The organism is Leucobacter sp. OH1287, assembly GCF_003859945.1.
Classification (GTDB): Bacteria; Actinomycetota; Actinomycetes; order Actinomycetales; family Microbacteriaceae; genus Canibacter.
This window is the reverse complement of the sequence record NZ_RQYM01000006.1, coordinates 55,308-80,543: the sequence shown is the minus strand read 5'-3', so window position 1 is coordinate 80,543 and position 25,236 is coordinate 55,308. Positions and strand designations below refer to the sequence as shown.

Sequence of the window (25,236 nt, the reverse complement as noted above, 5' to 3'; positions counted from 1 at the left end):
ATATTAAGGTTATCCTAACCTTATGTTGAGGTTACTTTAACTCTACGTCGAGGCTATTTCCACCTTGGCGTGTTTTTATGCGCTTCTTTAAGTAGGAGAAAGAATGAGAACTGGGCTAAAACAAACTAGCCATAAACTGATTCGCACCGGCGTTATCGCAGCAACCGCCGGTGCTTTGCTGTTCGGCGGCGCAACCGTGCCCGCGTTCGCTGCGGATGATGTGGTTGTTGGTGTAGCAACCGAGGCAACCCACCCGAGCGCGGCACAGAACGTTAAAGCGACGCTGAACGGTAAAACCATCACGGTGACCTGGGACAAAGCACCAGGCTTCACCAGCAGCTACCGCGTCACATTGAAGAAAGACGGCAGAATTGTACGTCAGTCTTACAGCAAGGCAACCTCTGTGCAGTTCACAGAACCACAGAGCCAGGGTGACGGCAGCTACGAGGTATCCATTGATGCAATGGATCGTTTTGAAACATTTGAAGAGCCAGGATCAAAGGTTGTTTTGCAGCCGATTGTGATCCCAACGCCGCAGCCACCTGCGGCGGAGCCAACGGATCCACCAGCTGGCGGCGAGGGCAGCACCCCTGGCGGCGCTGAACCAAGCGACCCAGCAACCCCTGGCACCTCAGAGCCGGGCAGCGGTGAGGGCGGCAGCACTCAGCCGGGTGCGGGCGGCGAAACCCCTGCTCCTGAGACTCCTGAGGCTCCAAAGCCAGCCGATGAGGTTCCAGCTGGTGCTCCAAGCGCTCCGCAGGACGTGCTGGTAAACATCTACGAGGACAGCGCCCTGGTTGTTAACTTCCTGCGCCCAGAAAAGAGCGGCGACTCAGCGGTTAACGGCTATGTTGTGCGCATCACCCCGAAGGGCGAGCAGCCGATTATCAAAGAGGTGACAAGCCAGCAGGAGCTTCGTAACCTCCAAACCGAGGTGCGCAACCTGACCCCGGGTAAAACCTACCTGGTTGAGGTTGCAGCAAAGAACGCTAAGGGCACCGGTCCATACAAAGCAGCCAAGTTCGGTGAGGTGACACTCTCACCAACACCGAAGCCTGGTTTCACCGTTGCTGTGCCAGCGGGCCAGCAGCTCGGTGCGCTGAACCCAAGCGCCCCAACCACCTTCACCGTTGCCGGAACCGGATACACCGGTGACGCAGCAAGCAAATACGGCGTTGACGTGGTTATCGCTGACGCCGAGTGGTGGGAGCCGGGCACATTCCCGGTTAGCGACTTCGTGAAGACTGTTCACATCACCCCAGCCCAGCTGAACAACGGCTCCTTCACCGCGGAGATCACCCTGGATCCCGCAGCCGACAAGGTTGACCTTGGCAAGGAGTACCTGGTTGGAACCCTCGCAGCGGGTGACGCAAAATACTCAGAGCGCCGCCTCGACAAGGGCAGCGAGTTCGAGTTTGCGCCGGTAGCGCCAAAGAACGTGACCATCACCAAGAACGGTGAGAAGTCAGTGCAGGTTAACTGGGATAAGGTAACCACCGACAAGCGCATCACCAGCTACTACGTGCAGCTGTTCAAGGTTGAGAACGGCCGTGAGGTTTACCAGACCTTCACAGAGCGCGGCAAGGCGCTGAACAGCGCAGTGTTCAACAACCTCGGTGCCGGTGAATACCGTGCAACCGTTGTGTCACAGATCGACACAGCAGAGTGGTCAGCAACCCCACGCCGTTCAGCAGTTGTGAGAAGCGCCGAGAGTGTTGTGCTCGGTAAACAGCAGCAGCCTGAAACCCCTGCGGGTCCAGCGATCACCTCGACGGTAACCGCTCGCCTTGCTAAGGGTAACGCAACCGCGATTGAGCTGTTCTGGTTCGCGCCAGAGGGCAAGATCACCGGTTACGAGATTGTGCTCACCGGTTCAAACGGTGACGAAAAGACCGTGCAGTCAACTGACGCCGCAAACCTTGACGAGTACGTGAAGTTTGAAGGCCTCACCCCGGGCGTTACCTACACCGCTAAGGTGCGTGCACAGAACGCTGACGGCTGGGGCGAGTGGTCCAAGCCAAGCAACAGCGTCACCATCCCAGCGGATCAGGAAGCCTTCGCGCTAACCCCGCCGAGTGAGGTTAACGTGCTGGTTGACGAGCAGACCGCTAGCGCGGTTGTGCAGTGGGATCGGAGCGGTTACGAGCCAGCTGACGCAGCATGGCACGTGCGTATCTCTTGCGCAGCAGACTGCGCTCCGAGCTTCAAGAACCGTCTCGAGAACCTCTCCATCACCTCAGAGTACTGGAATGTGAAGAACCTGCCACAGGGCAGCTACATCGCCAGCCTGAAACTGGTTCGCGGCGCACACGAGAGCGAGATCATCTCATCAGCTCCGTTCAACATCGGCAAACCAACCGTTGTGCCAAACCCACAGATCACCGCCACCCCAACCAAGAACATTGATCCTGCGGTTGAAAACACCATCAAGGTTACCGGTTCCGGCTTCGTTGGTGGATCCGCCACAAACGGTGTCTACGTGGTTGTTGCTGACCCGAGCGTTTGGGTCCCGGGCAACGCCCCAACAACCAGCCAGACATCACGTTTCGCAGCCGCTGAGTGGGTGCGCCCACACCAGCTGCAGAACGGTAGCTTCACCGTCACCGTCACCGTGCCAGCTGGCGCGCTCGATCCAAACAAGAGCTACGTTATTGGCACCATGGCGGCTCACGGTCTGGCAATCACAGACCGCACCCTGGACACGGGTGTTGCGATCGCCCTGAAGAACCAGGCGACCGATCCAACCCAGCCGGGACAGCCAGCGCCGCAGCCTGAGCAGCCTGCCGAGGTGAAGATCACTGCAACCAAGGACGGCAAGCCTGTTAACAGCTTCACCGTTGGTGAGGCAGTAACAATCGACCTTGCTGTTGAGGGCGCTGCTGACGGCGCGAAGTACCGTGTGGCACTGCACTCAGACCCGGTTGCACTGGGCGAGGTGGTAGTCAATAAGGGCGCTGCGAAGCTGGTTGTTTCAGCTGAGCAGGCAGCCAAGTTTGTTGCTGGCGACCACGAGCTGCGCTTCTACAGCGCCAGCGACGCAGCGGCGAAACCGATTGTTCTGCCGTGGAAGGTAGCAGCGGCTGTTCTCCCGGCACTGCCAACCGAGCCTGCTAAGCCAGCACCTGCTGCACCTGCTGCTCCGGGCGCACCGGCAGCTGATCAGCCTGCCGGTGACGGCGCAAAGCAGCCAGCTGCCGAGAAGCCAGCCCAGCAGAGCGGAAATGCTCAGGGCAAGCAGCTCGCTAAGACCGGCGCTGAGCTGACAACAGTTATGTTCGTTGGCCTGCTGCTGCTCGGCGGTGGCGCAGCCCTGCTGCGTGTCCGCAAACAGGCAGCAAAATAGCCTAGCGCTCTAACCTAAGTGGTGGTCGGCTCTGTTTAAGAGTCGGCCACCATTTTTGTTGCTGCGGCGCAAAGCAGCTGGCGCGCTCGCGGATCTAACGGCGATGTGGGTGCCGCTGCTGGTGTGGCCAATCCTGACGTTCCTCGCTGTGCTCGCGTTCAGCCTGCTGGCGGGCAAAGAGCAAGATAAATCGACGGCGAGCTAGAGTTCCGCATGGATCTGCCAGAGTGCGCGCGCTGTGTTCTCCCAGTTGTAGATTTGGCTGCGGTCACCGGCGATCACCGTCGCGGTTTCGAGCCTCTCGCTGCCTGGGAGACTTATCACGCTCTGCCACAACTCCGCGCTGCCCGCAACGGGAATGCCAGCCTCCTGCGCAATCTCAGCGGCCACGTTCTGCTCAATCACGGGACGCTGTTCAGCCTCGCGAGGAGCAGAGTCCTGCCCAGACGGGCTGTTTGGCTCGGTGTAGTAGATAATCGGCTTGCCCGCTGCCAGAGCAGCGTAGAGGTCGTACCCCTGACTGAACACGATACCAGCGGCAATGTAGGCGAGCGAACCTGCAAGCACGGCGGCAATATCGCTCAGCTCTGCGGAGCGGACGGTGATAATCGCGGTTGTGTCGGAGTTCCCAAGCGTCGCCTCCGGGCGAGAGCCAGCCGGGGCGACAGGCGGAGACTGCTCGGCACCCATGCCAGCACCCGCGCCAGACTCAGCACCCGCGCCAGACTCGGCACCGGAGGCAGCAGCGGCGGGGGCTGCCGGATCCACAAGCGGCCTCGCAACCGGTTCGGGGGTTGTGTCAATAACCACAATCGGAACGTCAGCGTGCTGTGGTGCGAGCTCGCTCAGGTCGTCGAAGATTTCGCTGTTGAGCGGGGTTTTAATCGCAACAAAGTAGGTGCTCGGCAGCTGCAGTTCGGCGCGGCGCTGCTTCGCCTGCGACGTCTCAAAAGAGTCGGTGACCAGCAGCGAGCTGGGGGCTGCGAGAGTGAGAATCTGCGGATCCGCCCCGGGGAAACGCTGTTTGATTGCGGCGGCGACGGCGAAGCTCGGAGCCAGCACCGCGTCCGCGTGTTTGATCGCGCGTTTAATATAGCGGCGCATGCTCTGCGCCTGCAGTTTGCCGTAAACCTCGGGGCGAGTGTAGGGCAGCAGGTGGCCGACCGTGACCGTTGTCTGGGTGCCGCTGCTGGTGTGTTTGCGCAGCGGCTCCAGCGGAACAAGCGGTGTCAGGGAGTGGACAAGTGAGCCGGCGAGCGGTTTCGCGGCGGCCCTGGTGTGCCAGAGTGTGCCCAAAACAGCGGCGCTCACACCCATGTTGAGGGAGCGCACACGCGGACTGTTGAACCGTGGGAGTTCCCGCTCGCGAGCAACAAGGTGCTGCACACCGCAACCACGCGGCGCGGTGGCCGCCAGGGCGCGGCTCAAATCAAGCGTCGCAGCCTGGTTCACAGCGTGCTCAAAATCGGAGTGTGTCTCTCCGATTATGTTGAGAATCGCCATGCGGGGCCTCGCACCTTTCCAGCCGTTTTCGTCAGGTTATCTTCTATCTATGTTTAGTTTACGGCTATTTGCTGGGCGTTGCGTTCATGCTGCAGGATGATTTTTTTGTGGGATCGTGCAGCTTCGCCGTCTAGGGTAAGAACATGACAGTTGATCTCTCCCGTTTTACCGCGGTCGAACTGCGGCAGCTGCTGCTCACCGGCGAGCTGAAAGCACTTGAGGTGACCGAGTACTTTCTCGACAAAATAGCCTCACAAAACCACCTGATCGGTGCTTTTACACAGCTTGATGGGTCTGCGCTCGACGCCGCAGCTGCGCTCGACACGGTGCGTGGATCCGCCCCCGCCGCCATCTCGGACTCTGCCGCCCCACTGCTCTGGGGTTTGCCGATCGCGCACAAGGAGCTAATCGACGTTGCGGGTCTTATAACAACGCACGGATCCCGGGTTTTTGCGGACCAGGCTGCCGCCACTGAGGACTCGCCGCTCGCCGCCGTCACCCGCGCGGCCGGTGCGGTGCACCTCGGTAAAACACAGGTGCCGGAGTTCGGGCTGAGCGGTTATTCCGAAAACCGGCTCGCACCCCCGGCCAGAAACCCGCACAACCCGTCACTGACAGCTGGCGGGTCAAGCGGCGGGGCCGCGGCTGCCGTCGCTGCCGGGATGGTGCCGTTCGCAACCGGGTCAGACGCTGGCGGTTCAATCAGAATCCCCGCGGCCGCCTGCGGTGTTGTCGGGTTGAAGCCGTCACGCGGGGCGCTCGCGGTTGACCGGGAACAAACCCCCGGCGGGGCAGATGCCGTGCAGCTGAGCGTTTCGGGGCCGCTCGCCCGGACGGTCGCCGACGCGGCGCTGCTCTTCGATGCGATGCGGGCGGATCCTGTGATCGCCGCAGGGTTTAGTGCGGGCGGATCCACCCGCCACGCCGCCCTTGACGCGGTTACCGTCGTTCAGCGGGAGCGCGGAGCCGGTGACCCGCAGCGTGACCGAGATCGCTCCCGGCTGCGTATCGGCGTGACCGCTCAGTCAGTGTTTGACGGGGACTATTCTATTCGCCTCGACACCGCAACCGCCGCCGCTCTGGAGCACGCGGCCGGTCAGCTCGCCGCCCGCGGACACAGCGTCGAGTGGGTAACGTTCGCCTACCCGAGCGGCTACTACGAGGACTTTAACCGTGTCTGGCGGCACAGTTTCGCCCAGCTGCCGCTGAACCCCGAACAGCTGGAGCAGCTCGATCCATACACCGCCTACTCCTATCTTGAGGGCAAAAGCGTTAACGAGTTGGCGGCTGCGCGCTCCAGGCAGCGGCTGCGGCAGATCGGCGCGGCCGTCTCGCAGCAGTGGCGCGAGTTTGACGCGGTGCTAACGCCGACAAACGCCTGGCTGCCTCCCGAGGTGGGGTTCTTTGCGGGGGTGGATCCGGCAGAAAACTTTGCGCTGCAGTGTGAGTGGCTGCCATACACCTCCATCGCTAACGTCAGCGGGGTGCCAGCAGTTTCGGTGCCGGTGCTGCGTGACGCAGAGAGCAGACTGCCCGTGAGTGTGCAGCTGCTGGGTGATTACGGGGCGGAGCTGCGGCTGCTGGCGCTCGCCGCCGAGATTGAGTTGCCGCGTGACCGGCGCCTTTAGCCTCATGGTGAGCTTGAAAGTTTGTAAATAGCCTGGGTGTTTCGTTACAAAAGTTACCATTCCGTAATAATCGGTAATAAAAACCACCGGTCAGAGGGCAAAAAATATTCCCAGGTTCGTAACTTGATTTATAACGGAATGATAACGCATACTTGATATGCACCATTTTTTATCACTGCTAACCGCCGGTGTAAAAACCGGCTGTAGTGGTGCTGTGTGTTTTTTGTAGGGCTAAGAACGGGGCAAACTTGAAGCTAAGCGGTAAAGCAGCGGTGGTTGCGTTGATTTCAGCAGTAACGGTATCTCTAGGGACCGCACCGGCACTGGCCAACACTGAAACCTACGACTTCTACGCAAACTCAAGCTACACACCAACCGCGCTCACCGGGCAAACCCTCGTCACAACCGATGTCGACCTGACACAGCAGTCAATCCAGGCAATCAGTGAGGCAACCACCGTTGAATCAAGCGCGGTCACCCACGGATTCGATGTAGACAAAACCATCGCACTCGCCAAGAGCGAGATCGGCACCAGCCGCCCAACCGGTTGGAACCAGCCGGGCGAGTGTCTCGTGTCTGCGCAGCGCTGGATTAAACACGGCGGCGGCGCCTGGACTGGCTCCGGGAACCCGGTCGCAAACTATAACGGCGCAACCCGCCTCACCGTAAAAGACGCACTCCCTGGCGACATCATCCAGTACGAGTTCGTCGCCTCACCAACCTCCTGGGTTACCGGCGTCCACACAATGCTGGTTGTTGGCGTAAACGACGACGGCACCCTGCATATCATCCAGTCAAACTCACCGGGCGGCAGCGGCCTCGTTAGCGAAGTAGAGCACTTCACACCTGATCCGCCAGCCGGATTCCACGCTGTCATCTGGCGCTTCTAGCGCGCAAACCCCGCGGGCTGTAAACAGCAGCGGGGGCAGCGGATCCACAAACCCCGCCTTAATTACTTGCGGGCGCTGAGCCACGGGGTCGCGGGGGTAGCGGATCCACCCACCAACTACCGGCGCTTGTAGGTGCCGCGGTAGAGCTCCTCAAACACGTCGAGGGTGCGCTGAATATCGTGCACCTTCACGCCATCGAGCGATGCCTGCTGCATCCGCTGAAACTCATCGTGCGGCAGTGACAGGATGTGGCTGAGATGCTTTGCGAGCTCGTCGTGTGAGTCGGGCTGGAACAGGAAACCGTTGTTGCCGACATCAACCAGGTGCGGCAGCGCCATCGCGTCAGCCGCAACAATCGGCAGACCAGACGCCATCGCCTCCATCGTCGCAATCGACTGCAGCTCAGCGATAGACGCGATCGCGAACACGCTCGCGCGGGTGAGGGTGCTGCGCAGCGTCTCATCGCTCGCTCGGCCGTGGAAGGTGACACGGTCGTTCAGGCCGAGCTCAGCGGTCAGCTTCTTCAGATTGTCGGTCTGGTCGCCGGGGCCGATCAGGTCAAGCTCAATCTCAGCGGGTAGCTGGGCGAGCGCGCGAAGCAGCACATCAACGTGTTTCTCCTGCGTCATCCGGCCGACAAACACGATCCGCTTAGCTGTGCGCTCAGTCAGATCGGGGGTGTACTGGGATGCGTCAATACCGCAGCTGACCGGGATCACGTCACGGGCTCGCGTGTTCCGCTCCAGGAAGTCGGCGGCTCGCTGTGTGGGGGTTGTGATGTTGGCGGCGCGACGCAGCACGCTGTAGGCGTCGTTCCAGCCCCACTTCAAAACGATTTTGCGCAGCCACACCGGCATCGCAAACAGGTCGATAATATTTTCGGGCATGATGTGGTTGGTTGCGATAACCGGGATACCACGGCGCTGAGCGGCCTTCGCGAGCCCGCGACCGATCACAATGTGAGAGTGGATGTGCACCGCGTCCGGGCGCACCGTGTCGAGGACGCGCTCCGCTTTACGGTTGATCGTCCACGGCAAAACAAACCGCAGCCACTCGTGAACCGGCATCCGGTAGGCGCGCAGCCGATGCACGGTCATGTGCTCGCCCTCAACAACCTCGTCAAAAGCGCCTGTGCGGCCCGGTGTGATGGACGGTGCGGCAATGTGCAGCTCATGCCCCCGCTGCACAAGCCCGGCGGCGAGACGCTCAGCAAAGCGAGCAGCGCCGTTAATATCTGGGATAAACGTATCGCAGCCCATCAGGATCCGAAGGGGTTGCTGCTTTTGAGCAGAGTCCTGTGAGTCCGATGCTGCGTTTGCGTTTGATTCAGTCATAACAATACAAGCGTATTCTGTTTTCGGGCGTTAGGGGAGCCTAAACACCCTGTCGGAGCAAATGTCATACCCGAGTACGAGCAAAACAAAGGCCCCGAGAGTGATCTTTCACCCCGAGGCCAGTGTTTTAGCGTTGTTAAATTACTTAACAGCAGCCTTAAGCTTGCTGCCAACAGAAACCTTTACGCGCTTGCCAGCAGGAATCTGAATGGTCTCGCCGGTCTGTGGGTTGCGGCCGGTGCGAGCAGCGGTGTCAACTGTTTCGAAAGCGATCCAGCCTGGGATTGAAACCTTGCCGCCGTCTGCAACAGTCTCAGAGACAGCCTTGAACAGACCGTCGAGAACTGAGCTTACAGTTGACTGGCTCTGGCCGGTCTCAGCTGCGATCTTTGCTACGAGTTCAGTCTTGTTGAGTGACATGTTTTGTCCTTTCGGTACCGAGCATACTCGGAATCGACTTCTTGACCCACGCTCCCGAGAAACGCAGGTTACGCTTCCGGGGTAAACATCTTGGGACATTTACGGGTCGATCATTATTGTGATCGCTAGTTAATCTATAGCAAAAACCGCAGTAATGGCTGATTTTTGGACGTTTTTTGCGGATTTTTGCACGAATTTCCAGCAAATCAGCGGGTTTCGGGGTGCTAAGCGGGCAAATCCGCCGTAAATCCGCCCCATTCCAGGGGGTCTTGGTGGATCCGCACACCCCGCCGCGAGCGAGCCGCCGCCGCAGCTATTTGAGCTCCGCCGTCAGCATCGGGTAGAGAGATACGAGCAGCAGAATCGCCATTGTGATGTTAAAGATGCGCAGGTTGCGGGGGTTACGCAGCCAGCCCTGAACAGCGGCCCCAAACCCGGCCCAGACACCAACGCTCGGTGCGTTAACCACCGTGTAGGTTAGCGCGACGATTAGAAGCAGCGTGATGTCCGCCTGCGCGGGCAGGTAGTTGGCGGAGGCGCCGACTGCCATAACCCACCCTTTCGGGTTAACCCACTGGAACAGGGCAGCGCCGAGGAAGCCGAGGGGTTTACCCCGAGACTCGCCAGCGGACGGGGCGGGGGCTGTCGCGATCCGCCAGGCAAGCCAGATTAGATACAGCGCCCCAACAATGCGAACAACCGTGTAGAGAGGTGGGAAGGCGCGGAACAGCTCAGCGAAACCGAAACCGACCGCGAACACCAGCACGAAAAAACCGACGCTGATCCCAGCAATGTGGGGCAGGGTTCTTTTCAGCCCGAAGTTAACCCCGGACGCGAGCAGCATCAGGTTGTTCGGCCCGGGCGTGACCGACGTGACGAAGGCGTAAAACGCCAGCGAGAGCAGGGTGTCGATTGGCAAGGTGAACCTAGAAAACGGGGTTAGCGAGGGCGGTTAAATAGTGTGGCGAGCGGGTGTCGCCAGACGGCGCAGCCGGGCCGCTGGGCAGTGCAGCCGCGCCGGGCGGCTAGACGGTTGCGTCAACGCCCGCGCGACCGGCAGAGCGCGCCTTCACAATCGAAACAACCTCCTGGTGAGCCGGGTGCACAACATACTCGGCGAGCGCGTCCGCGTCAGCAAACTCGGTGATCAGCGCAACATCCCAGTTGTCGTAGCCGTCAAGCTCGTTGACGTGCACCTCCAGGTGTTTAAGCTGCGGGATTTTCCCCTCCATGCCGCGCAGAGCCGCAGCAACCTCGCCCGCCTGCTGGGCGCGATCCGCAGCGGTTTCGCCGTTCATCTTCCAGGTCACAATGTGCTTGAGCAAACTATCTCCTTTTAAGTTTTGCTAACGAGTATAGCGCTTCGGCACCGGTCGGGGCACTAAGTTTCTGCGGTGATCAGCGGGTTAAGAGCGTGCTTCAAGGCACACAAAATAGACTTAAATGTTATGCACGTTATTCTCACCGGCGGCGCCGGCTACATTGGAACCCACACGGCTGTTGTGCTCGCTGAGCGCGGGCACGAAATAACCGTTATCGACGATTTTTCTAACTCGTCGCCGGTCGCGCTGCAGCGCACCGCCGAAATTATTGGCCGAGAGGTGCGGGTTATTGAGGCGGATCTCGCAGACCGCGAGGCAGCTCGCGCGGCGTTCTCGGGGCTTGACGCCGATGCCGTGATCCACTTCGCTGGCCTAAAAGCGGTTGGTGAGTCGGTTGCTGAACCAACCAGGTATTACCGCGTCAACATTGACTCAACGATTAACGTGCTCGATCAGATGCGGGAGCGGGGGATTAACCGGCTGGTGTTCTCCAGCTCGGCAACCGTCTACGGTAACCCGGAGAAGCTGCCGATTGACGAGAGCCACCGGGTTGGTGTGGGCGTCACAAACCCTTACGGTTGGACGAAGGCAATGATCGAGCAGATTATCCGCGACGCACAAAAGATTCACCCCGAGCTTGCGGCGGTGCTGCTGCGCTACTTTAATCCGGTTGGGGCGCACCCGAGCGGGCTGATCGGGGAGGATCCGAGCGGGATCCCAAACAATCTGATGCCGTTTGTTGCGCAGGTTGCGGTGGGTAAGCGTGAGCAGTTGAGCGTGTTCGGTGACAGCTATCCGACCGTTGACGGAACCGGTGTGCGCGACTATATTCACGTGATGGATCTCGCTGCCGGCCACGTTGCGGCGCTCGAAAACAGCAAACCGGGTGTTGCCGCCTACAATCTCGGCTCCGGCACCGGATCGAGCGTGCTGGAGGTGGTTGCGGCGTTCGAGGCCGCCAGTGGGCGTAAAATTGACTACAGGATTGTGCCGGCGCGTGCCGGGGATGTTGCCGAGATGGTAGCGGATCCGCACAAAGCAAACACCGAGCTGGGCTGGCGCACCGAGCTAACCCTGGCTGATGCCTGCCGAGACTCCTGGAACTGGCAGTCAGCAAACCCTAACGGGTACGCGGAACAGGGCGAGTAGGAAGGCATCACTTGAATCTGCACCAGCAGCTATCTGAACCGATCAGGCACCCTGACACAGCCTCCCCGCACTTCATGTCGAAGCGGGGAAGATGGCTGATCCTCATCGGGTTTATTCTGCCGGGCAGCGCACAGGTGCTCACCGGAAACCGGAAGCTCGGCAGAATCGGGCTAACCGCGACAATTCTGCTGCTGCTTGGCGGGCTTGCTGCGCTGGTTGGGATGCTCGTCAACTCGGAGGCCACCTTAAGTATTCTCACCAACATCTGGGTGCTTTTGGTTATGCAGATTGCGCTGTTTGTTTACGCGCTGATCTGGCTGATTCTAGGTTTTGATACGCTGCGGCTGACCCGCCTCGGCAGGGTTGCTGCGAACTGGCGGGCACCGCTTGCCGCGCTGTCAATTATTTTGACGATTGTGCCGGTGCTCGGCGCTGCCTGGGCGGGAACCCAGATGGGCGCGGGCCGTGAACTGATCTCAACCCTGTTTGTGGATCGCGCGGCCGTCGAACCGGTTAACGGCCGTTACAATATTCTGCTGCTCGGCGCAGACTCCGGGGCGGATCGCGAGGGCTTGCGGCCAGACTCGATCTCCCTCGTGAGCGTTGACGCGAAAACCGGGCAGTCACTGATTATCGGGCTGCCGCGCGAAATGGCTTACGCGCCGTTCCCCGAAACCTCACCAATGTTTGAGGATCACCCGCACGGATTCGGTGTCACACAGGGCTGTAACGTTGGCCGCTGCTGGCTCAACGGCCTCTACAGCGAGGGCGAGTATTTCGTGCCTGAGCTCTATCCAAACGCCTTAGATGCGGGCTCCTCACCCGGTATTGAAGCAACAAAAGACGCGGTCAGCGGCATTACCGGACTGACGGTGCAGTTCTATGTGCTGATCAACATGGAGGGCTTCGAGGAGCTGATTAACGCGCTCGGCGGTGTTGACATTAACGTCACCGAGCAGATCCCAATCGGTGGCGACGCGGACGGCAACGGCGTTGAGGGCTGGCTGGAGCCCGGCCAGCAACACCTCGACGGCTACCACGCGCTCTGGTATGCCCGGTCACGCTACGGTTCAGCGGCTGGCGACTACAGCCGGATGGAACGCCAGCGTGAACTACAGGCGGCTATTCTGCAGCAGATGACCCCGTCCAATGTGATCGCGCGCTTCCAAGACATTGCGGCGAGCGGATCCGCCCTCGCCCAAACAGATATTCCACAGAGCATGGTGGGTCGCTTTATCGACCTCGCAGCCAAGGCGAAAGAGTACGAGCCGGTGCGGCTGGAGCTGAGCCCACCGGAGGTGGTGACCGAGGATCCGGATTATGACCGGGTGCTGGAGCTGGTTGAGGCGTCGCTCGCCGAAGCAACCTCCGCGAAAGAATAGTCTGTTAAGAGAGCGAGGAGAGTCTGATGCCAGGTCCGCACGTTACCGCCGTGATTGTCGCCTACAACCGAGCCGGGTTGCTCGCTGAGGCGCTTGACGCGCTGCGCGACCAGACGGTCCGACCCGACCGGGTGATCGTGGTTGATAACGCGAGCACAGACGGCAGTGACGAGGTTGCGGCGGATCGGCTGGAACTGTGGGGAGATGCGGGCAGGCTTATCCCGCTGACAGAAAACACCGGCGGCGCTGGCGGTTTCGCGGTTGGGATTGCGGCGGCGCTGCTGCCCGACAGCGACGGCAAGAACAGCGACTGGATCTGGGTTATGGACGATGACACCGTGCCGGATCCGACCGCGCTGCAATCGGCTCTCAATGAGTATCGGGAGTTCTGCAAACACGGCCGCGACAGTGTCGCGGTAATGGGTTCGCGCGTTGAGTGGATCGACGGCAGCCAGCACCCGATGAACACCCCGAAACAGAAATTTGGTGCGACAGCGGCGGAGATTAAGCGGGCGGACGCGGCGGGGGTTGTTGCGATCCGCTCAATCTCGTTTGTTTCAGCGTTCCTGCGAGTCTCACGGGTGCGTCAACTGGGTCTGCCGATCGCCGACTATTTCCTGTGGAACGACGACTTTGAATACACGGCGCGGCTGGCAAAGGGTGCGCGCGCGATCTTCCTGCCGGGCTCGCTGGTGACACACAAAACCGCAAAGCGCGGTTCCAGCGACAGCGACCCGGGCGAGCGTTTCTATTTTGAGGTGCGCAACAAACTGTGGCTGTTCCGCTTCTCGCAAGCCCTCTACCTGTGGGAGAAACTCGCCTACTTTGCGGCAAGCCTCAGGCGCTGGGCGCGGACACTAAAGGCCTCCTCACAGCGTGAGGTGCTGCTGCGCTGCCTGGTGCGGGGAGTGCGGGATGCGGCGCTGACGAGGCCACGCGACAACGCCGAGGTGCTGCTCACCGCCGGGGTTCCAGACGATGTTATGCGGGTTATTCTGCGCGGCGCGGAAGCGTGATGGTGCGGTGATGGAGTGGATCACGGTGCAGTGCGTGGCGCGGGAGACGGAGCTTTTGTTGATTGCGGCCCGGGAGGCGGTGCTGAGATGACTGAGTTTAGTCTGCTACTGCCGGTCTACGCGGGGGATAAACCCGCCGCGTTCGAGCGGGCGCTGCTCAGCTCAACGGTCGAGCAAAGCCAGCGGCCCGCGCAGGTTGTGGTTGTGCAGGACGGCCCTGTGTCCGCGGAGCTGCAGCGGGTGCTGAAACGCTACCTCGACGGGATTCCGGTTCCGGGCGCGGTCGGCGCTGGCGGCGAGGGTGCGAAGCCCGGTGAGGCCGCTGCTGCTAAGCCCGGTGAGGCCGGATCCACCGCCGCCCACGGCGCGAAAATCCCGGTGAAGCTTGTGCTGCTGCCCGAGAATCGTGGCCTGACCGCGGCCTTAAACGCGGGACTCAGGGAGTGCGCGCACGACATCGTCGCCAGAATCGACGCCGACGATGTCTCACTGCCGGAGCGGTTCGCAAAACAGCTGCCGCTGGTTGCCGAGGGCTATGACCTGGTTGGTTCGGCAATGTTCGAGTTTAGCGACACCGCACGGCCGCTGTCGCTGACAGAACTGCGGGCGGTGCCGGAGGGCGCGCGCCTGCGCCTGCCACCTATCGGGGGTGAGCGGATCCGCGACCACGCTCGCACCCACAACCCGTTCAACCACCCCACCATGGTCTATCGCCGCAGCCGCGTGCTCGCGGTTGGTGGCTACCAGGACATCGGAAAGATGGAGGACTACTGGCTGGGGATCCGCGTGATCAGCAGCGGGGCGCGGGTTGCTAATGTTGCTGAGCCGCTCGTTGGCTACAACACCGCCGGCGCATACGGCAGGCGCGGTGGCTGGCGGGAGGCGATAACCGAGGCGAGGCTGCAGTATCGGATGCTGCGGATCGGGTTTGTGACGCTGCCGCAGTACCTTAGAAACGTTGTTATGAAGTGCGGTTACCGCCTTCTACCGGCCGGGATTAAGCGGGTTCTGTTTGAGCGTTTTATCAGCGGCGGACTGCCCGGCGACAAATCATCAGCGGCAAAAAAATAACCGATCACGGTGGGTTTCTGGGTTTTTGGCCTGTGGATAACCGGGGTGTTTTTTAGCTCGCTCACGGGAATTGTTAACAGTCGTTGAGGGCCTATCTGTAAGCGAATAGTTTGTAACTCTAAACAAAAAAGGAGTTACACATGCAAAATAAAATTCGCGTGCTGCTTGCCTCGCTGCTTGCCGGGTTTATCTGCGCGGCCGTACTGGTCGGGCTACCCGGCGGGCAGGGTGAGCGGGCACAAGCATACAGCTTCGGGCCCGGGATCCACATCAACCCGGAAGAGAGCATCGGATCATACCAGCACACAAGCGGCACCCTCGTCTACTGTGTTGAAATGCCGATCGTCATCGACGAGCGGGCGAGCGCAACACCGCTGCAGGAGATGCCGATGCTAGAGGCGGTTAACCAGCCGCTCAGGTTCACCGTGCACACGGGGCAGAGCTTTAACCCGCCGATTACCGCGCCAGAGCTGCGCGGCGACACACTAAAACAGCTGAACTGGATAGTGAAACAGCGCGGGCAGACGGGCGACAACCAGCAGGCGGCGGCTGTGCAGCTGGCGCTGTGGAAGCTCAGGGAACCCGGCTCATCCAAGTCCTACCGGGACATGCTCGCCTACAAAATCAGCGCGGCCGAGACTGTCTCACCCGGTGTGACCGCGCAAATGCAGACAATCCTCGCGCAGGCAGCCGCACAGTTGCAGAGCGAGGCGGACCAGCTGGCCAAGGCCGCAGCCGATGAGGAGCTGAAAATCACCGTCACCGACGGCTACACGGGAACCGTTCAGGTGCCAGCCGGCACAGTAGAGCTGCAGATAACCAACGGGCTTTTAGAGTTCGCGGGTAAACAGCAGCAGATCGTGCATTTTGAGGGAGGAACCAAGTCCGCGACGGTTCTGCGCTTTAGTGGTGTGCCACCGCAGGCAAACGGTTTTCAACGGCACTACCGGGTGAGCTTCAGCGGCAAAAAACAGACCCGCGTCAGCGTCACCGCGAGCAGCGTTATGACCTCAAAAATCGGCAACTCACAGCGGATCGCTGGCCCTCACCTGAGACGCCACACCGACACGGTTGTGGTTGACGGTAAACTCAAGGCGAGCTTCATCGACATGGACACGCTGTGGTCACCGGTGCTATCAACCACCGTGCCGAGCGAGTTTGTTGAAACGGGCGGACCCTTCAGCGATACCGTCAGTTTCAGCGTCGCCGCCGGCTCAAACCCCTGGCGGTGGTATCAGAGCGAGCAGGGTGAGCGGGTTTACGCACCGATCACCGCGGTTGGCACCCTCTACGGGCCCTTCCTCAGCGATCCCGCACTAAACCCGGCAGCTCAACCGCCCGCGGGTGCGCCAGTTGCCGCAACCGCAACGGTTGTAACCGACCCGGCTAAAGGCCCCGGCAGCTATCAGGTAACAACAACCGAAACCTCCCGCGAGGCCGGCTACTACAGCTGGGTTTGGCAGATCAAAAAATCCGACCAAGCTAAGGGCCTTGACTCACTGCCGGCAGACTACAGCTACAGTGACGGTTTCGGCACGGTCAGAGAAACCCAGATAACGCCGAGCCGCCTGACGATCAACACAAAACTGTCAAACACCGAGATAACCATTGGGGAAACCCTCACCGACACCGTTTCGGCAACCGTTGCAGCGGGCAGCGGCGGCTGGTTGCAGGGCTCAGACGGGCAGCGGATCCCGGCGGTGCTGCGCGGCACCCTCTACCAGATCACAACCACTGACGGTGCCGCGCCAACCCGTTCAGCCACCGTGCCAACGGCAGCGAAACAGTTGGGCGAAACCGTGACGGTCACCGTCAACGGCCCCGACGAACCGGCGATTAGCGTACCGGTGCTGATCCCGCTTAACACAACCGGCTACGTCACAATGGTCTGGTGCCTACACGCGGGCGATCAACCGGAGGAGGTGCGCGGCAGAATCCAAGAGGGCTGTGACGATTTCGCGGTGCCGAGCGAAACCGCGAAGGTTAACCGCCCCGCGGTTGTCACCAAGGCGCAAGCAGCCGCAACCTACCGCGATGTGATTCACGATATAGCAACGGTGACAGGACCGCTGCCACCGCAACAGCGACGCCTCACCTTCACCGCCTATCTGCAGCCAGCAGCTGGCACCCCAAAATACGATGCTGCTTGGGCGCAGGTCAGCGGCGAGGCGGGTGAGCCGGTGATGTGGCAGCAGCGTGAGCTTGTGGATCCGGCAGCGCTGTGTGAGGCGCAGCCCGTCGCAGTCACCACCCCCGTGGAGGTGACAGAATCCGGCGACTACCGTTCACCGGAGGTCACCGCAAACAGCTACGGAACCGTCTTCTGGGTTGAAACCCTGGAGGTGAAAGACCCGGTCAGCGGTGAGTTTGTGGCGGTGCACAGGGGTGAGTGTGGTCTCCCCAACGAAACAACGGTGATAACCCCGCCAACGGTGCAAACGCAGGCGGCGCCAACCGCGTTTGTGGGCGATCAGATCCTTGACGTTGCGAGCGTCAGCGGTAAACTGTCTGACGATCCGAGTGTGAAATACGAGCTAACCTTTGAGGCGTATGCGCCGCCTAGTAGCGAACTGAAATATCAGACAGTGGACGGCAGAGAAGAGATTGTGCCGAGCGACAGCTACTGCACCCCAGAAACCCGGGTGTTTGAACAAAAACGACCGGTGCGGGTGACCAAACCGGGGGACTACTACAGTGACTACTTTGGGGTTGGTGATGAGCACGTCGGGCCAGTGTTCTGGGTCGAAACACTCTGGATTAGCGAGGGTGACGGCGAAGCGAAACAGCTGCACCGCGGCAAGTGCGGAATTAAGAACGAAACCACGATTGTAAGCCCGGTGGCGAAACTCGCAACAACCGGATCCGCCGGCTCACTGTCGCTGATTGTACTGAGCTCACTGCTCGGGGTGACGGCGGTAACCCTGCTGTTGATTGGGGGACGCCGAACAGTGAAGAACGCTGCCCGTGAGAGGCGGTGAGACAGAGAACACCGCCCGTAAACACGGCGGTGAGGTAAAAACACCGCCCGTGAAGGCGGTGAGGCGGGCGCCTAAACAGCGTCGGCCAGGGGGAAAGACTGGTGGCCCAGCGGCAAAAACACCGCTGGGCCACCAGGCCTAACAGACGCGATCCGCTAGTCGGAGCAGCGCACACCATCCTCCGGCACAACATCACGGATAAAGTAGTCGTTCACAGTCTCGGTTGTGCAGGCGCTTGAACCGTAAGCGACATGGCCCTCACCCTCAAAGGTGACAAGCACTCCGCTCTCCAGCTGTTTGGCGAGCGACACAGCCCACTCGTAAGGGGTTGCCGGATCCCCGACGGTGCCAACAACCAGAATCGGGTCGGCTCCAGCGCCGGTGACGCTGCGGCGGTTGTCCTGTGACTTGCCCTCCCAGCCCCAGCAGCTCACCTCAGCGTAACCCTGATACTTACCAAACAGTGGCGCGACCGCAGCAAGCTCCTCAGCGTTCTTCTGCATTGCGGCGAGGTCTGGTTTCTCGTGCGGGTAGTCAAGGCAGTTAATCACGGTAAACGCCTCGGTTGAGTTGTTATTGTAGGAGCCGTATTCACGGTCATAGTAGAAGTCAGCGAGGGTGAAGGCAACGCTCGGATCCCCCTCCTGCAGGCTGGAGAACAGCATGTCAAGATAGAACCATGAATCCTGTGAGTAGAGAGGGGTTGCGATCGCGGTAAACGCCACCTCCGGGCCAACAAAGCGGCCGTCAGAACCCCGCAGCGGTTTCGCCTCCAGATCGGCAAGGATCTGGCTCACCCCGGCGAGCGCCTCATCGACGCTTTTACCCTTAAAGGTTTCGCAGCTGTCCTCTGCCAGGCAGGCGGTGAAGTAGTTGCGGAGCGCGTTTTCAAAACCGAGGGTTTGGGTTTTTACAACGTCGAGCACAGAGGTTGTTGGGTCAACCGCGCCGTCAAGCACCAGGTGGCCAACCTTTTCCGGAAAAATATCCGCGTAGAGCGCCCCAATAAAGGTGCCGTATGACATGCCCAGGTAGTTGAGTTTATCGTCGCCGACAATGATCCGCAGCAGCTCCAGATCCTTCACTGTCGAGACTGTGTCCATCTGGCTGGCACCCGATGGCGCGTCGGTGTTCTCGCCACACTTCTCGCTGTATTCCCGGTTCTGCTGTTCGATTTCGCTCAGCCACTCTTCGGTGCCCGGCTCACCCGTTTCACTGGGGTCAGAGAAAATATAGTCGTCGAGTTCTTTGTCAGTCAGGCAGTCAACCGGGGTTGAGTTTCCAACACCGCGCGGATCCCACGCCACAATGTCGTATTCCTCCAGCAGTTCGGTGAACAGGTCGTTGCTGTTTTCGAGGAACTCGATAGCGCTAACGCCCGGCCCGCCCGGGTTAATAAAAATGGATCCCCTGGGCTTGCTGCTGAAGCTCTTCAACCGGGCAAGCGCGATCTGAATGCTCTGTTTTTCGCCGATCTCATCCCAGTTGTCTGGCGCTGCAATGCTCGCACACTGCAGGTTGTACTCGTCACACTCAGCCCACTTTAGTTTCTGTGACTGGTATCCCTCATAGCTGTTAAACGCGGGAAGCTCACCGTCAAAGGCGTCCTCTAAGGCGTTTTGTGAATCCCCGCGCTTCTCCTGCACAAACAGGTGACAGCCGCTCAGCGCCACACTCAACGCACAAGCGGCCGCAAAAACCGCAGCTATTTTTCGCTTCATTTAGGGTTATCCTCTCTCTACCAGAGTAGCTCCGTGCCGCAGCGCGATTTGACTGGCAAACGCCGCTTCCAGAGTCAGTTCGGGGGTGATACCGCGCGCCAGTCGGGTGCGTGCGGTTTCAAAAGCTGTTGCGATCGCGAGCGCCTTCGGCAGTGTGAGATCGGCCGCGTGCCGTTTAATCGCGCTCTCGTGCTGCTCGTTAATCAGCGGCTGCGCTGTTTCTAAGAGCAGCGAGACGGTGTCACGGTAAACCGTCAAAATATCGAGCAGGATCCGATCCACCGCGTCACGAATACTGCGGCTCTGACGGCGTTTTTCGTCGGCCGCGAGCGCCCGGAAGTGTGACTGGAACTCGCGCGGCACCGCCTGTGTCGGGCTCAGCCCAAGACTCTGCCTGAGCGTTTGCTCGCTCTGTTCCGCCTGCGCCTCAAGCAGGCCAGCGGCGTCGTCCTTTGCGAGCTTAAAAACGGTGGCGGCGGCGGCCATTGCGGCGTCGAGGGTTTGGATCCGCAAAACCGTCTCAACAATCTCAGCGCGCCTCGCAAACGCCTCCGGTGAGCTCGCCAGGTGCCTGGCCATGCCGATGTGCCCCTGCGCGAGTTTCGCCGCCTGGGCGGCCAGCGCCGGATCAATGCCGTCGCGCTCGCCGAGCAGTGAACTCACCTCGGCGACGCTCGGTGTTGTGAGGCGGACAGTGCGGGTGCGGGAGCGGATCGTCGGCAGCAGGTCTGCCTCGCTGGGTGCGCAGAGGATCCACACCGTTGTCGCCGGAGGTTCTTCGAGGGCTTTCAGGGTTGCGTTTGCGGCCTGCACGTTCATGCGGTCGGCGTCCTCGACGATGATGACGCGGCGCTGAGACTGGGCGGGCGCGAAGTAGGCTCCGGCAACCGCCTCACGCATGGCGGCGACGCTGATGTCGTTGCCGACAGCGCGGACGGTTTTCACATCCGGGTGAGTGCCGGCGGTGACGAGCCGCAGCTGCTCGGTCAGCTCCTCCTCGGAGGGGCCAGCCTCGGGGGCCTCGGCGGGGTTGCTATCGGCGGTGGGGCTGCCTGGGGCGGCGTTGCTGCCTGCGGCGGGGGCGGATCCACCAGCGACAATTGCGGCGGCAAAACGCTGCGCAACATTAAACCTGCCAGAACCGGGAGGGCCGGTGATTAACCAGGCGTGCGTTAAATCAGCCCTGCCAGCGGGGGAGCTAACCCGCTGCAGCAGCTCGACGGCGTCCGCCTGGCCAACTATCTCGCCCCAGAAACTCATGCTAAAAACTCTACCCTGTGATGCTGAACTTAGACAGTGCTGACGCTACAGGTCAACGTACTCGGAGTCGCCGGCCGTAACCAGCGCGCTGCCGGCGCTCAGCTCAGCAACCAGTGCGGTAAACCCGGTGGTGTCGCTGGGCGGCACCAGGTACTGCTGTGTAACGGTTTCTGCGTAGTCGGCGGATCCGAGCCCGAAGCCGCGGCGACGCGCCTCGTGTTGAATCGCGGTGCTCAGCTCGTAACCGCTTGTGACGGTGACGCTCTGGCGCAGTTCCCTTAGCAGCGGCGTCGCCTCCTTTAACGCTGTTGCAACCGCGGAGCGGTAGGCGCGAGTGAGCCCGCCCGCCCCGAGCAGCACTCCACCAAAATAGCGGGTGACAACGGCAACCACGTCACTCACCTCGGCCGCGAGCAGCGCCTCCAGCATCGGGGCGCCGGCGGTTCCTGCGGGTTCACCGTCGTCGTTGTGGCGGCGGGTGCGCAGGTCTGGCCCGAGGACGAAGGCGGTGCAGTGGTGGCGCGCCTTCGGGTGTTCCGCGCGAACCCTGGCGATTACCTCCCGGGCACTCGCCTCGTCACTCACCCGCTCCAGGCGGGTGATGAAACGGGAGCGGGTGATCTCAATCTCCGCGGTTACCGGGTGCTTAATGGTTTTGTAGCTGGGCACCCTTTAATTCTCTCACTAGGCACAGCGAAGCGAGCTAAAATTAGAGGGTTATGAGCGGTGTGCGTGTTGATGTGTGGGTGTGGGCGGCAAGGCTCGCAAAAACCCGCAGTCAGGCGACCGCTGCCTGCAAGGCGGGGCACATTAAGGTGAACGGCCAGACCGCGAAACCCGCCCAGCAGCTGAAAATCGGTGACACGGTGCTGTCCACCCAGCACAGCACCCAGCGGATCTACCGGGTCACCGGGTTTGCCAGTAAACGCGGCAGCGCCTCCGAGGCGGCCGAGCTGTTTCAGGATCTCACCCCGCCGCCGCTGCCGAAAGAGGAGCGACCGGCTGCGGTTGTGCGCGACCGGGGAGCTGGCCGCCCAAGCAAGCGGGAGCGCCGCAAACTCGACGAGCTGAGAGGGTTTAAACGGTGATGCTGCCCCGCCCCGCCACGGATCACAGTGCGACCGTGCTCGCGCGTGCGGACTGGCAGCGGTTGCAGCGCAACCACCAAGAGCGCGCCAAAGCGCTGACGAGCGCGCACCTGGAGCGTCGCGCCCGCGCCCAAAAACACCCGATCTGGGACTTCCTGTTCACCTACTATTCGCACACGCCCGCGCAGCTTGCCCGCTGGTACCCCGGGGTTGGGGTTGTTTTGCGGGACGCCGGGGAGTTTAGCGCGGTGAGATATTACGCGGTCGCAGCTGACGGATCCGCCGCACTCAACCTCGCAGAGTATTGGGAACGCCGGGGTGCCACGGTCCGCTATATCGCGAATCTGCTGCGGCAGACGCTTGAGCGCAAACCACAGTTCGGTTGTTTTGGGCTGCACGAGTGGGCGATGGTTTACCACCTCAGCCCTGAACAGCTGCGGCATCGCGGTCTGCGACTGCGGCTCGGCCACGCGGCAACCGATGAGGTGGTTGATGCGCACCGGATCGGCTGCAGCCACTTTGATGCCTACCGGTTCTTTACACCCGATGCGGCGCCGCTCAATATTATCCGGACAACCCGCGAAACCCAGCCCGATTTTGAGCAGTCCGCTTGTCTGCACGCCGGCATGGACATTTACAAGTGGGCGACTAAGCTCGCCCCGCTTTTGCCGGGTGAACTGGTGCTTGACGCCTTCGAGCTCGCACGCGATATCCGCCTCGTCGACATGCAGGCCTCACCCTACGATGTCACCGACTATGGCTATCAGGCGATCCCGATTGAGACGGCTGCGGGTAAGGCGCAGTACACGCAGCTGCAGCGCGGGTTTGCGGATCGCGGCAACCGGCTCCGGGAGCGCGTGCTCGACAGCATCCGGGTTGCGGGCGAGGAGCTCGGGGAAGCGATTTAGTCGCTCTCGCCGTCCGCGTTCTCGCTGCCCGCGTCGGCGATTTGGCGGTGGTGGCGGATCACCTCAGAAACCACGAAGTTAAACCACTTCTCGGCAAACTCCGGGTCAAGGTTTGCGCTCGCCGCCAGTTCGCGCAGCCTCGCAATCTGGTCTTTCTCACGGCCCGGGTCGCTGGCCGGCATTGCGTGCTCGGCTTTTAGCTTACCAACCGCCTGCGTGCAGCGGAAACGCTCGGCAAGCATGTGCACAAGCGCCGCGTCAATGTTGTCGATGCTGCTGCGCAGTCGGGCAAGCTCCGCAACCGGGTCAAGCGCCGGGGCAGCCGGGGCAGCCGGGGCAGCCTGGGCCGACGGGGGAGTCGCGGACGCTCCGGCGTCGCGGTCTGTTTCCTTGGTCATTTCACACCTGACGGTTCTTACCTGGGTGTCCGCTAGTCGTCGGTTAGCGGGTGGCGGACAACAACCTGCTCCCGCTCCGGGCCGACACCGATTGCTGAGATGCGCGCGCCGCTCATCTCCTCAAGGGCGAGAATGTAGTCCTGCGCGTTCTTTGGCAGGTCAGAGAACTCGCGGGAGTTTGAGATGTCTTCGCTCCACCCCGGGAACTCTTGATAGATCGGGGTTGCGTGGTGGAAGTCGCTCTGGTTTACTGGCACCTCGTCAAAACGCTCACCCTTGACGTCGTAGCCAACACACACCGGGATTGTTTCCAGCCCCGAGAGCACGTCCAGCTTGGTGAGCACAAAATCGGTGACACCGTTGATGCGCGCGGCGTAGCGGGCGATTGGCGCGTCATACCAGCCGCAGCGGCGTGGCCTGCCGGTGGTTGTGCCAAACTCGAAGCCCTGTTTGCGCAGGTAGTCACCAGACTCGTCGAACAGCTCGGTCGGGAACGGCCCGGATCCAACCCGTGTTGCATACGCTTTCACAACCGCGATAACCCGGTCAAGATGCTGCGGTGCGACACCGGATCCGGTGATTGCGCCGCCGCTTGTCGCGTTCGAGGAGGTAACGAACGGGTAGGTGCCGTGGTCGATGTCGAGCATGGTCGCCTGCCCTGCCTCATAGAGCACGGTTTTGCCCTCTTTCAGGGCGTTGTGCAGCAGCAGGCCGGTGTCACAGACCATTGGGCGGATCCGCTCCCGATACGACAGCAGGTCGGCGATCACCTCCTCAGGGTCGATTGCCCGGCGGTTGTAGATTTTGACGAGCACCTGGTTTTTAAACTCGAGCGCCGCCTCAACCTTCTGCCGGAGAATGTTTTCGTCAAAAATATCCTGGATGCGGATCCCGACACGGTTGATTTTGTCGGCGTAGGCGGGGCCGATACCGCGCCCGGTTGTGCCGATCTGGCGTTTGCCGAGGAACCGCTCAGTAACCTTGTCGAGGGTGCGGTGATAGGAGGTGATAACGTGTGCGTTAGCGCTGATCTTCAGGCGTGACACGTCAACTCCGCGGGCGCTTAACGCCTCCAGCTCGTGCAGCAGCACCTCCAGGTCAACAACCACGCCGTTTGCGATAACCGGGGTGACACCTGGGGTGAGAATACCCGACGGCAGCAGGTGCAGCGCGTATTTTTCGTCACCAACAACAACCGTGTGACCGGCGTTGTTGCCGCCGTTAAACTTCACAACATAGTCGACGCGGCTGCCGAGCAGGTCGGTTGCGCGGCCTTTGCCCTCGTCGCCCCACTGGGCACCTGTGATGAGCAGAGCAGGCATAACCTAGCCCCTTTCTGCAGTAGCCTCAATGGCGGCTATTGCGGTTGGATCAGAATCGTTTAAAAAGTCGGTCAGCCGGTTAAACTCGCTGGTTTCACCGATCGCGGCGGCGGAGCAGCGGAGCGCATAGAGCGCGCGCAAAACCCCGCGGTTCGGCTCGTGCGACCACGGCACCGGACCCGCGCCCTTCCAGCCGTTTTTGCGCAGAGCGTCAAGCCCGCGATGGTAGCCAACCCGCGCATAGGCGTAGGCGGTGATCGTCTCACCGCGCTCGGTTGCCGCGTCCGCGAGCAGCGCCCAAAGCAGCGACGACTCGGGGTGTTTTGTGACCGCGCTGTTCAGCTCTGCCGCATCGGGGGCGGGCGATAGCAGCGCCGCAGCGGGATCCTCCGGCAACAGCGTCGGATCCGGTGCGAGCAAATTTTGACCTATCACGAGTGATTAAACCTAACCGCTGGAGCGTCGCCGGCTAGCTAACCAGCTGACTAAACCTAAAGCGCCTC

22 protein-coding genes are annotated in these 25,236 nt (G+C 61.1%); 11 read left to right on the top strand and 11 right to left on the bottom strand.

The genetic code is table 11. The annotated features are described in order from the left end of the window. Positions 1-103 precede the first annotated feature (103 nt). Complete coding sequence (locus EII30_RS04670; RefSeq protein WP_124886166.1) at positions 104-3,343, top strand: fibronectin type III domain-containing protein; 3,240 nt, start codon at positions 104-106, stop codon at positions 3,341-3,343. A gap of 55 nt (positions 3,344-3,398) precedes the next feature. Then, positions 3,399-3,548 (top strand): hypothetical protein, encoded by a 150-nt coding sequence (locus tag EII30_RS08890; protein WP_158608659.1) that lies wholly within the window; start codon positions 3,399-3,401, stop codon positions 3,546-3,548. Here EII30_RS08890 and EII30_RS04665 read toward each other — a convergent pair. Further along, the gene (locus EII30_RS04665; protein WP_124886165.1) at positions 3,545-4,846 is read right to left on the bottom strand and encodes a hypothetical protein; all 1,302 of its coding nucleotides are present in this window, start codon (positions 4,844-4,846) and stop codon (positions 3,545-3,547) included. The genes EII30_RS08890 and EII30_RS04665 overlap by 4 nt on opposite strands. 143 nt (positions 4,847-4,989) lie before the next feature. On the opposite strand from EII30_RS04665, the gene EII30_RS04660 reads away from it, so the two are divergent. Further along, positions 4,990-6,474: an amidase gene (locus EII30_RS04660; protein WP_124886164.1), complete on the top strand. Its 1,485-nt coding sequence runs from the start codon at positions 4,990-4,992 to the stop codon at positions 6,472-6,474. Positions 6,475-6,746: 272 nt separating this feature from the next. Continuing rightward, positions 6,747-7,364 (top strand): lipase, encoded by a 618-nt coding sequence (locus tag EII30_RS04655; protein ID WP_233569289.1) that lies wholly within the window; start codon positions 6,747-6,749, stop codon positions 7,362-7,364. A gap of 116 nt (positions 7,365-7,480) precedes the next feature. Here the strand turns inward: EII30_RS04655 and EII30_RS04650 are convergent, their stop codons facing one another. From EII30_RS04650 to EII30_RS04635, 4 genes are all read right to left on the bottom strand, one after another. Continuing rightward, positions 7,481-8,698, bottom strand: a complete 1,218-nt coding sequence (locus tag EII30_RS04650) for a glycosyltransferase (protein ID WP_124886162.1) — start codon at positions 8,696-8,698, stop codon at positions 7,481-7,483. 141 nt (positions 8,699-8,839) lie between these two features. Beyond that, positions 8,840-9,118 (bottom strand): HU family DNA-binding protein, encoded by a 279-nt coding sequence (locus EII30_RS04645; RefSeq protein WP_124886161.1) that lies wholly within the window; start codon positions 9,116-9,118, stop codon positions 8,840-8,842. Between the two features lie 313 nt (positions 9,119-9,431). After that, positions 9,432-10,037, bottom strand: coding sequence for a LysE family translocator (locus tag EII30_RS04640; protein ID WP_199731570.1), 606 nt, complete (start codon positions 10,035-10,037; stop codon positions 9,432-9,434). A gap of 106 nt (positions 10,038-10,143) precedes the next feature. Beyond that, positions 10,144-10,443: a Dabb family protein gene (locus EII30_RS04635; protein ID WP_124886160.1), complete on the bottom strand. Its 300-nt coding sequence runs from the start codon at positions 10,441-10,443 to the stop codon at positions 10,144-10,146. Positions 10,444-10,566: 123 nt separating this feature from the next. Here EII30_RS04635 and galE point away from each other — a divergent pair, with 123 nt between their 5' ends. From galE to EII30_RS04610, 5 genes are all read left to right on the top strand, one after another. Next, positions 10,567-11,589, top strand: a complete 1,023-nt coding sequence (gene galE, locus EII30_RS04630; RefSeq protein ID WP_124886159.1) for a UDP-glucose 4-epimerase GalE — start codon at positions 10,567-10,569, stop codon at positions 11,587-11,589. Between the two features lie 11 nt (positions 11,590-11,600). After that, positions 11,601-12,971: an LCP family protein gene (locus EII30_RS04625; RefSeq protein WP_233569282.1), complete on the top strand. Its 1,371-nt coding sequence runs from the start codon at positions 11,601-11,603 to the stop codon at positions 12,969-12,971. A gap of 26 nt (positions 12,972-12,997) precedes the next feature. Next, entirely contained in the window at positions 12,998-13,987 is a 990-nt protein-coding gene (locus EII30_RS04620) for a glycosyltransferase (protein ID WP_124886158.1), read from the top strand. A gap of 87 nt (positions 13,988-14,074) precedes the next feature. Further along, complete coding sequence (locus EII30_RS04615) at positions 14,075-15,058, top strand: glycosyltransferase (protein ID WP_124886157.1); 984 nt, start codon at positions 14,075-14,077, stop codon at positions 15,056-15,058. 140 nt (positions 15,059-15,198) lie between these two features. Further along, a complete protein-coding gene (locus tag EII30_RS04610) occupies positions 15,199-18,036 on the top strand; it encodes a hypothetical protein (protein ID WP_124886156.1) in 2,838 nt (945 codons plus the stop codon). Between the two features lie 155 nt (positions 18,037-18,191). On the opposite strand, the gene EII30_RS04605 is transcribed toward EII30_RS04610, so the two are convergent. From EII30_RS04605 to EII30_RS04595, 3 genes are read right to left on the bottom strand one after another with little or no spacing between them, the layout of a single operon-like run. Then, positions 18,192-19,757, bottom strand: coding sequence for an alpha/beta hydrolase (locus tag EII30_RS04605; protein WP_124886155.1), 1,566 nt, complete (start codon positions 19,755-19,757; stop codon positions 18,192-18,194). Positions 19,758-19,763: 6 nt separating this feature from the next. Further along, positions 19,764-21,017, bottom strand: a complete 1,254-nt coding sequence (locus EII30_RS04600) for a DNA polymerase III subunit delta' (RefSeq protein ID WP_124886154.1) — start codon at positions 21,015-21,017, stop codon at positions 19,764-19,766. 45 nt (positions 21,018-21,062) lie between these two features. Further along, positions 21,063-21,686 carry a YigZ family protein gene (locus EII30_RS04595; RefSeq protein WP_124886153.1) on the bottom strand — a complete coding sequence of 208 codons (624 nt, stop codon included), beginning with the start codon at positions 21,684-21,686 and terminating at the stop codon, positions 21,063-21,065. A gap of 50 nt (positions 21,687-21,736) precedes the next feature. Between EII30_RS04595 and EII30_RS04590 the strand changes: the two genes are divergently transcribed. Both EII30_RS04590 and EII30_RS04585 read left to right on the top strand, forming a co-directional pair. Next, on the top strand, positions 21,737-22,105 hold the full coding sequence (locus tag EII30_RS04590; RefSeq protein WP_124886152.1) for an RNA-binding S4 domain-containing protein: 369 nt from the start codon (positions 21,737-21,739) through the stop codon (positions 22,103-22,105). Further along, entirely contained in the window at positions 22,105-23,013 is a 909-nt protein-coding gene (locus tag EII30_RS04585) for a 3-methyladenine DNA glycosylase (protein WP_124886204.1), read from the top strand. The genes EII30_RS04590 and EII30_RS04585 overlap by 1 nt, the downstream gene beginning before the upstream one ends. On the opposite strand, the gene EII30_RS04580 is transcribed toward EII30_RS04585, so the two are convergent. Genes EII30_RS04580 through EII30_RS04570 form a run of 3 tightly spaced genes read right to left on the bottom strand, consistent with a single transcriptional unit; the run spans position 23,010 to position 25,168 of the window. Continuing rightward, entirely contained in the window at positions 23,010-23,411 is a 402-nt protein-coding gene (locus tag EII30_RS04580; RefSeq protein ID WP_124886151.1) for a chorismate mutase, read from the bottom strand. The genes EII30_RS04585 and EII30_RS04580 overlap by 4 nt on opposite strands. 32 nt (positions 23,412-23,443) lie before the next feature. After that, positions 23,444-24,733, bottom strand: a complete 1,290-nt coding sequence (locus EII30_RS04575) for an adenylosuccinate synthase (protein ID WP_124886150.1) — start codon at positions 24,731-24,733, stop codon at positions 23,444-23,446. Between the two features lie 3 nt (positions 24,734-24,736). Beyond that, on the bottom strand, positions 24,737-25,168 hold the full coding sequence (locus EII30_RS04570; protein ID WP_124886149.1) for a DUF3151 domain-containing protein: 432 nt from the start codon (positions 25,166-25,168) through the stop codon (positions 24,737-24,739). Positions 25,169-25,236 lie beyond the last annotated feature (68 nt).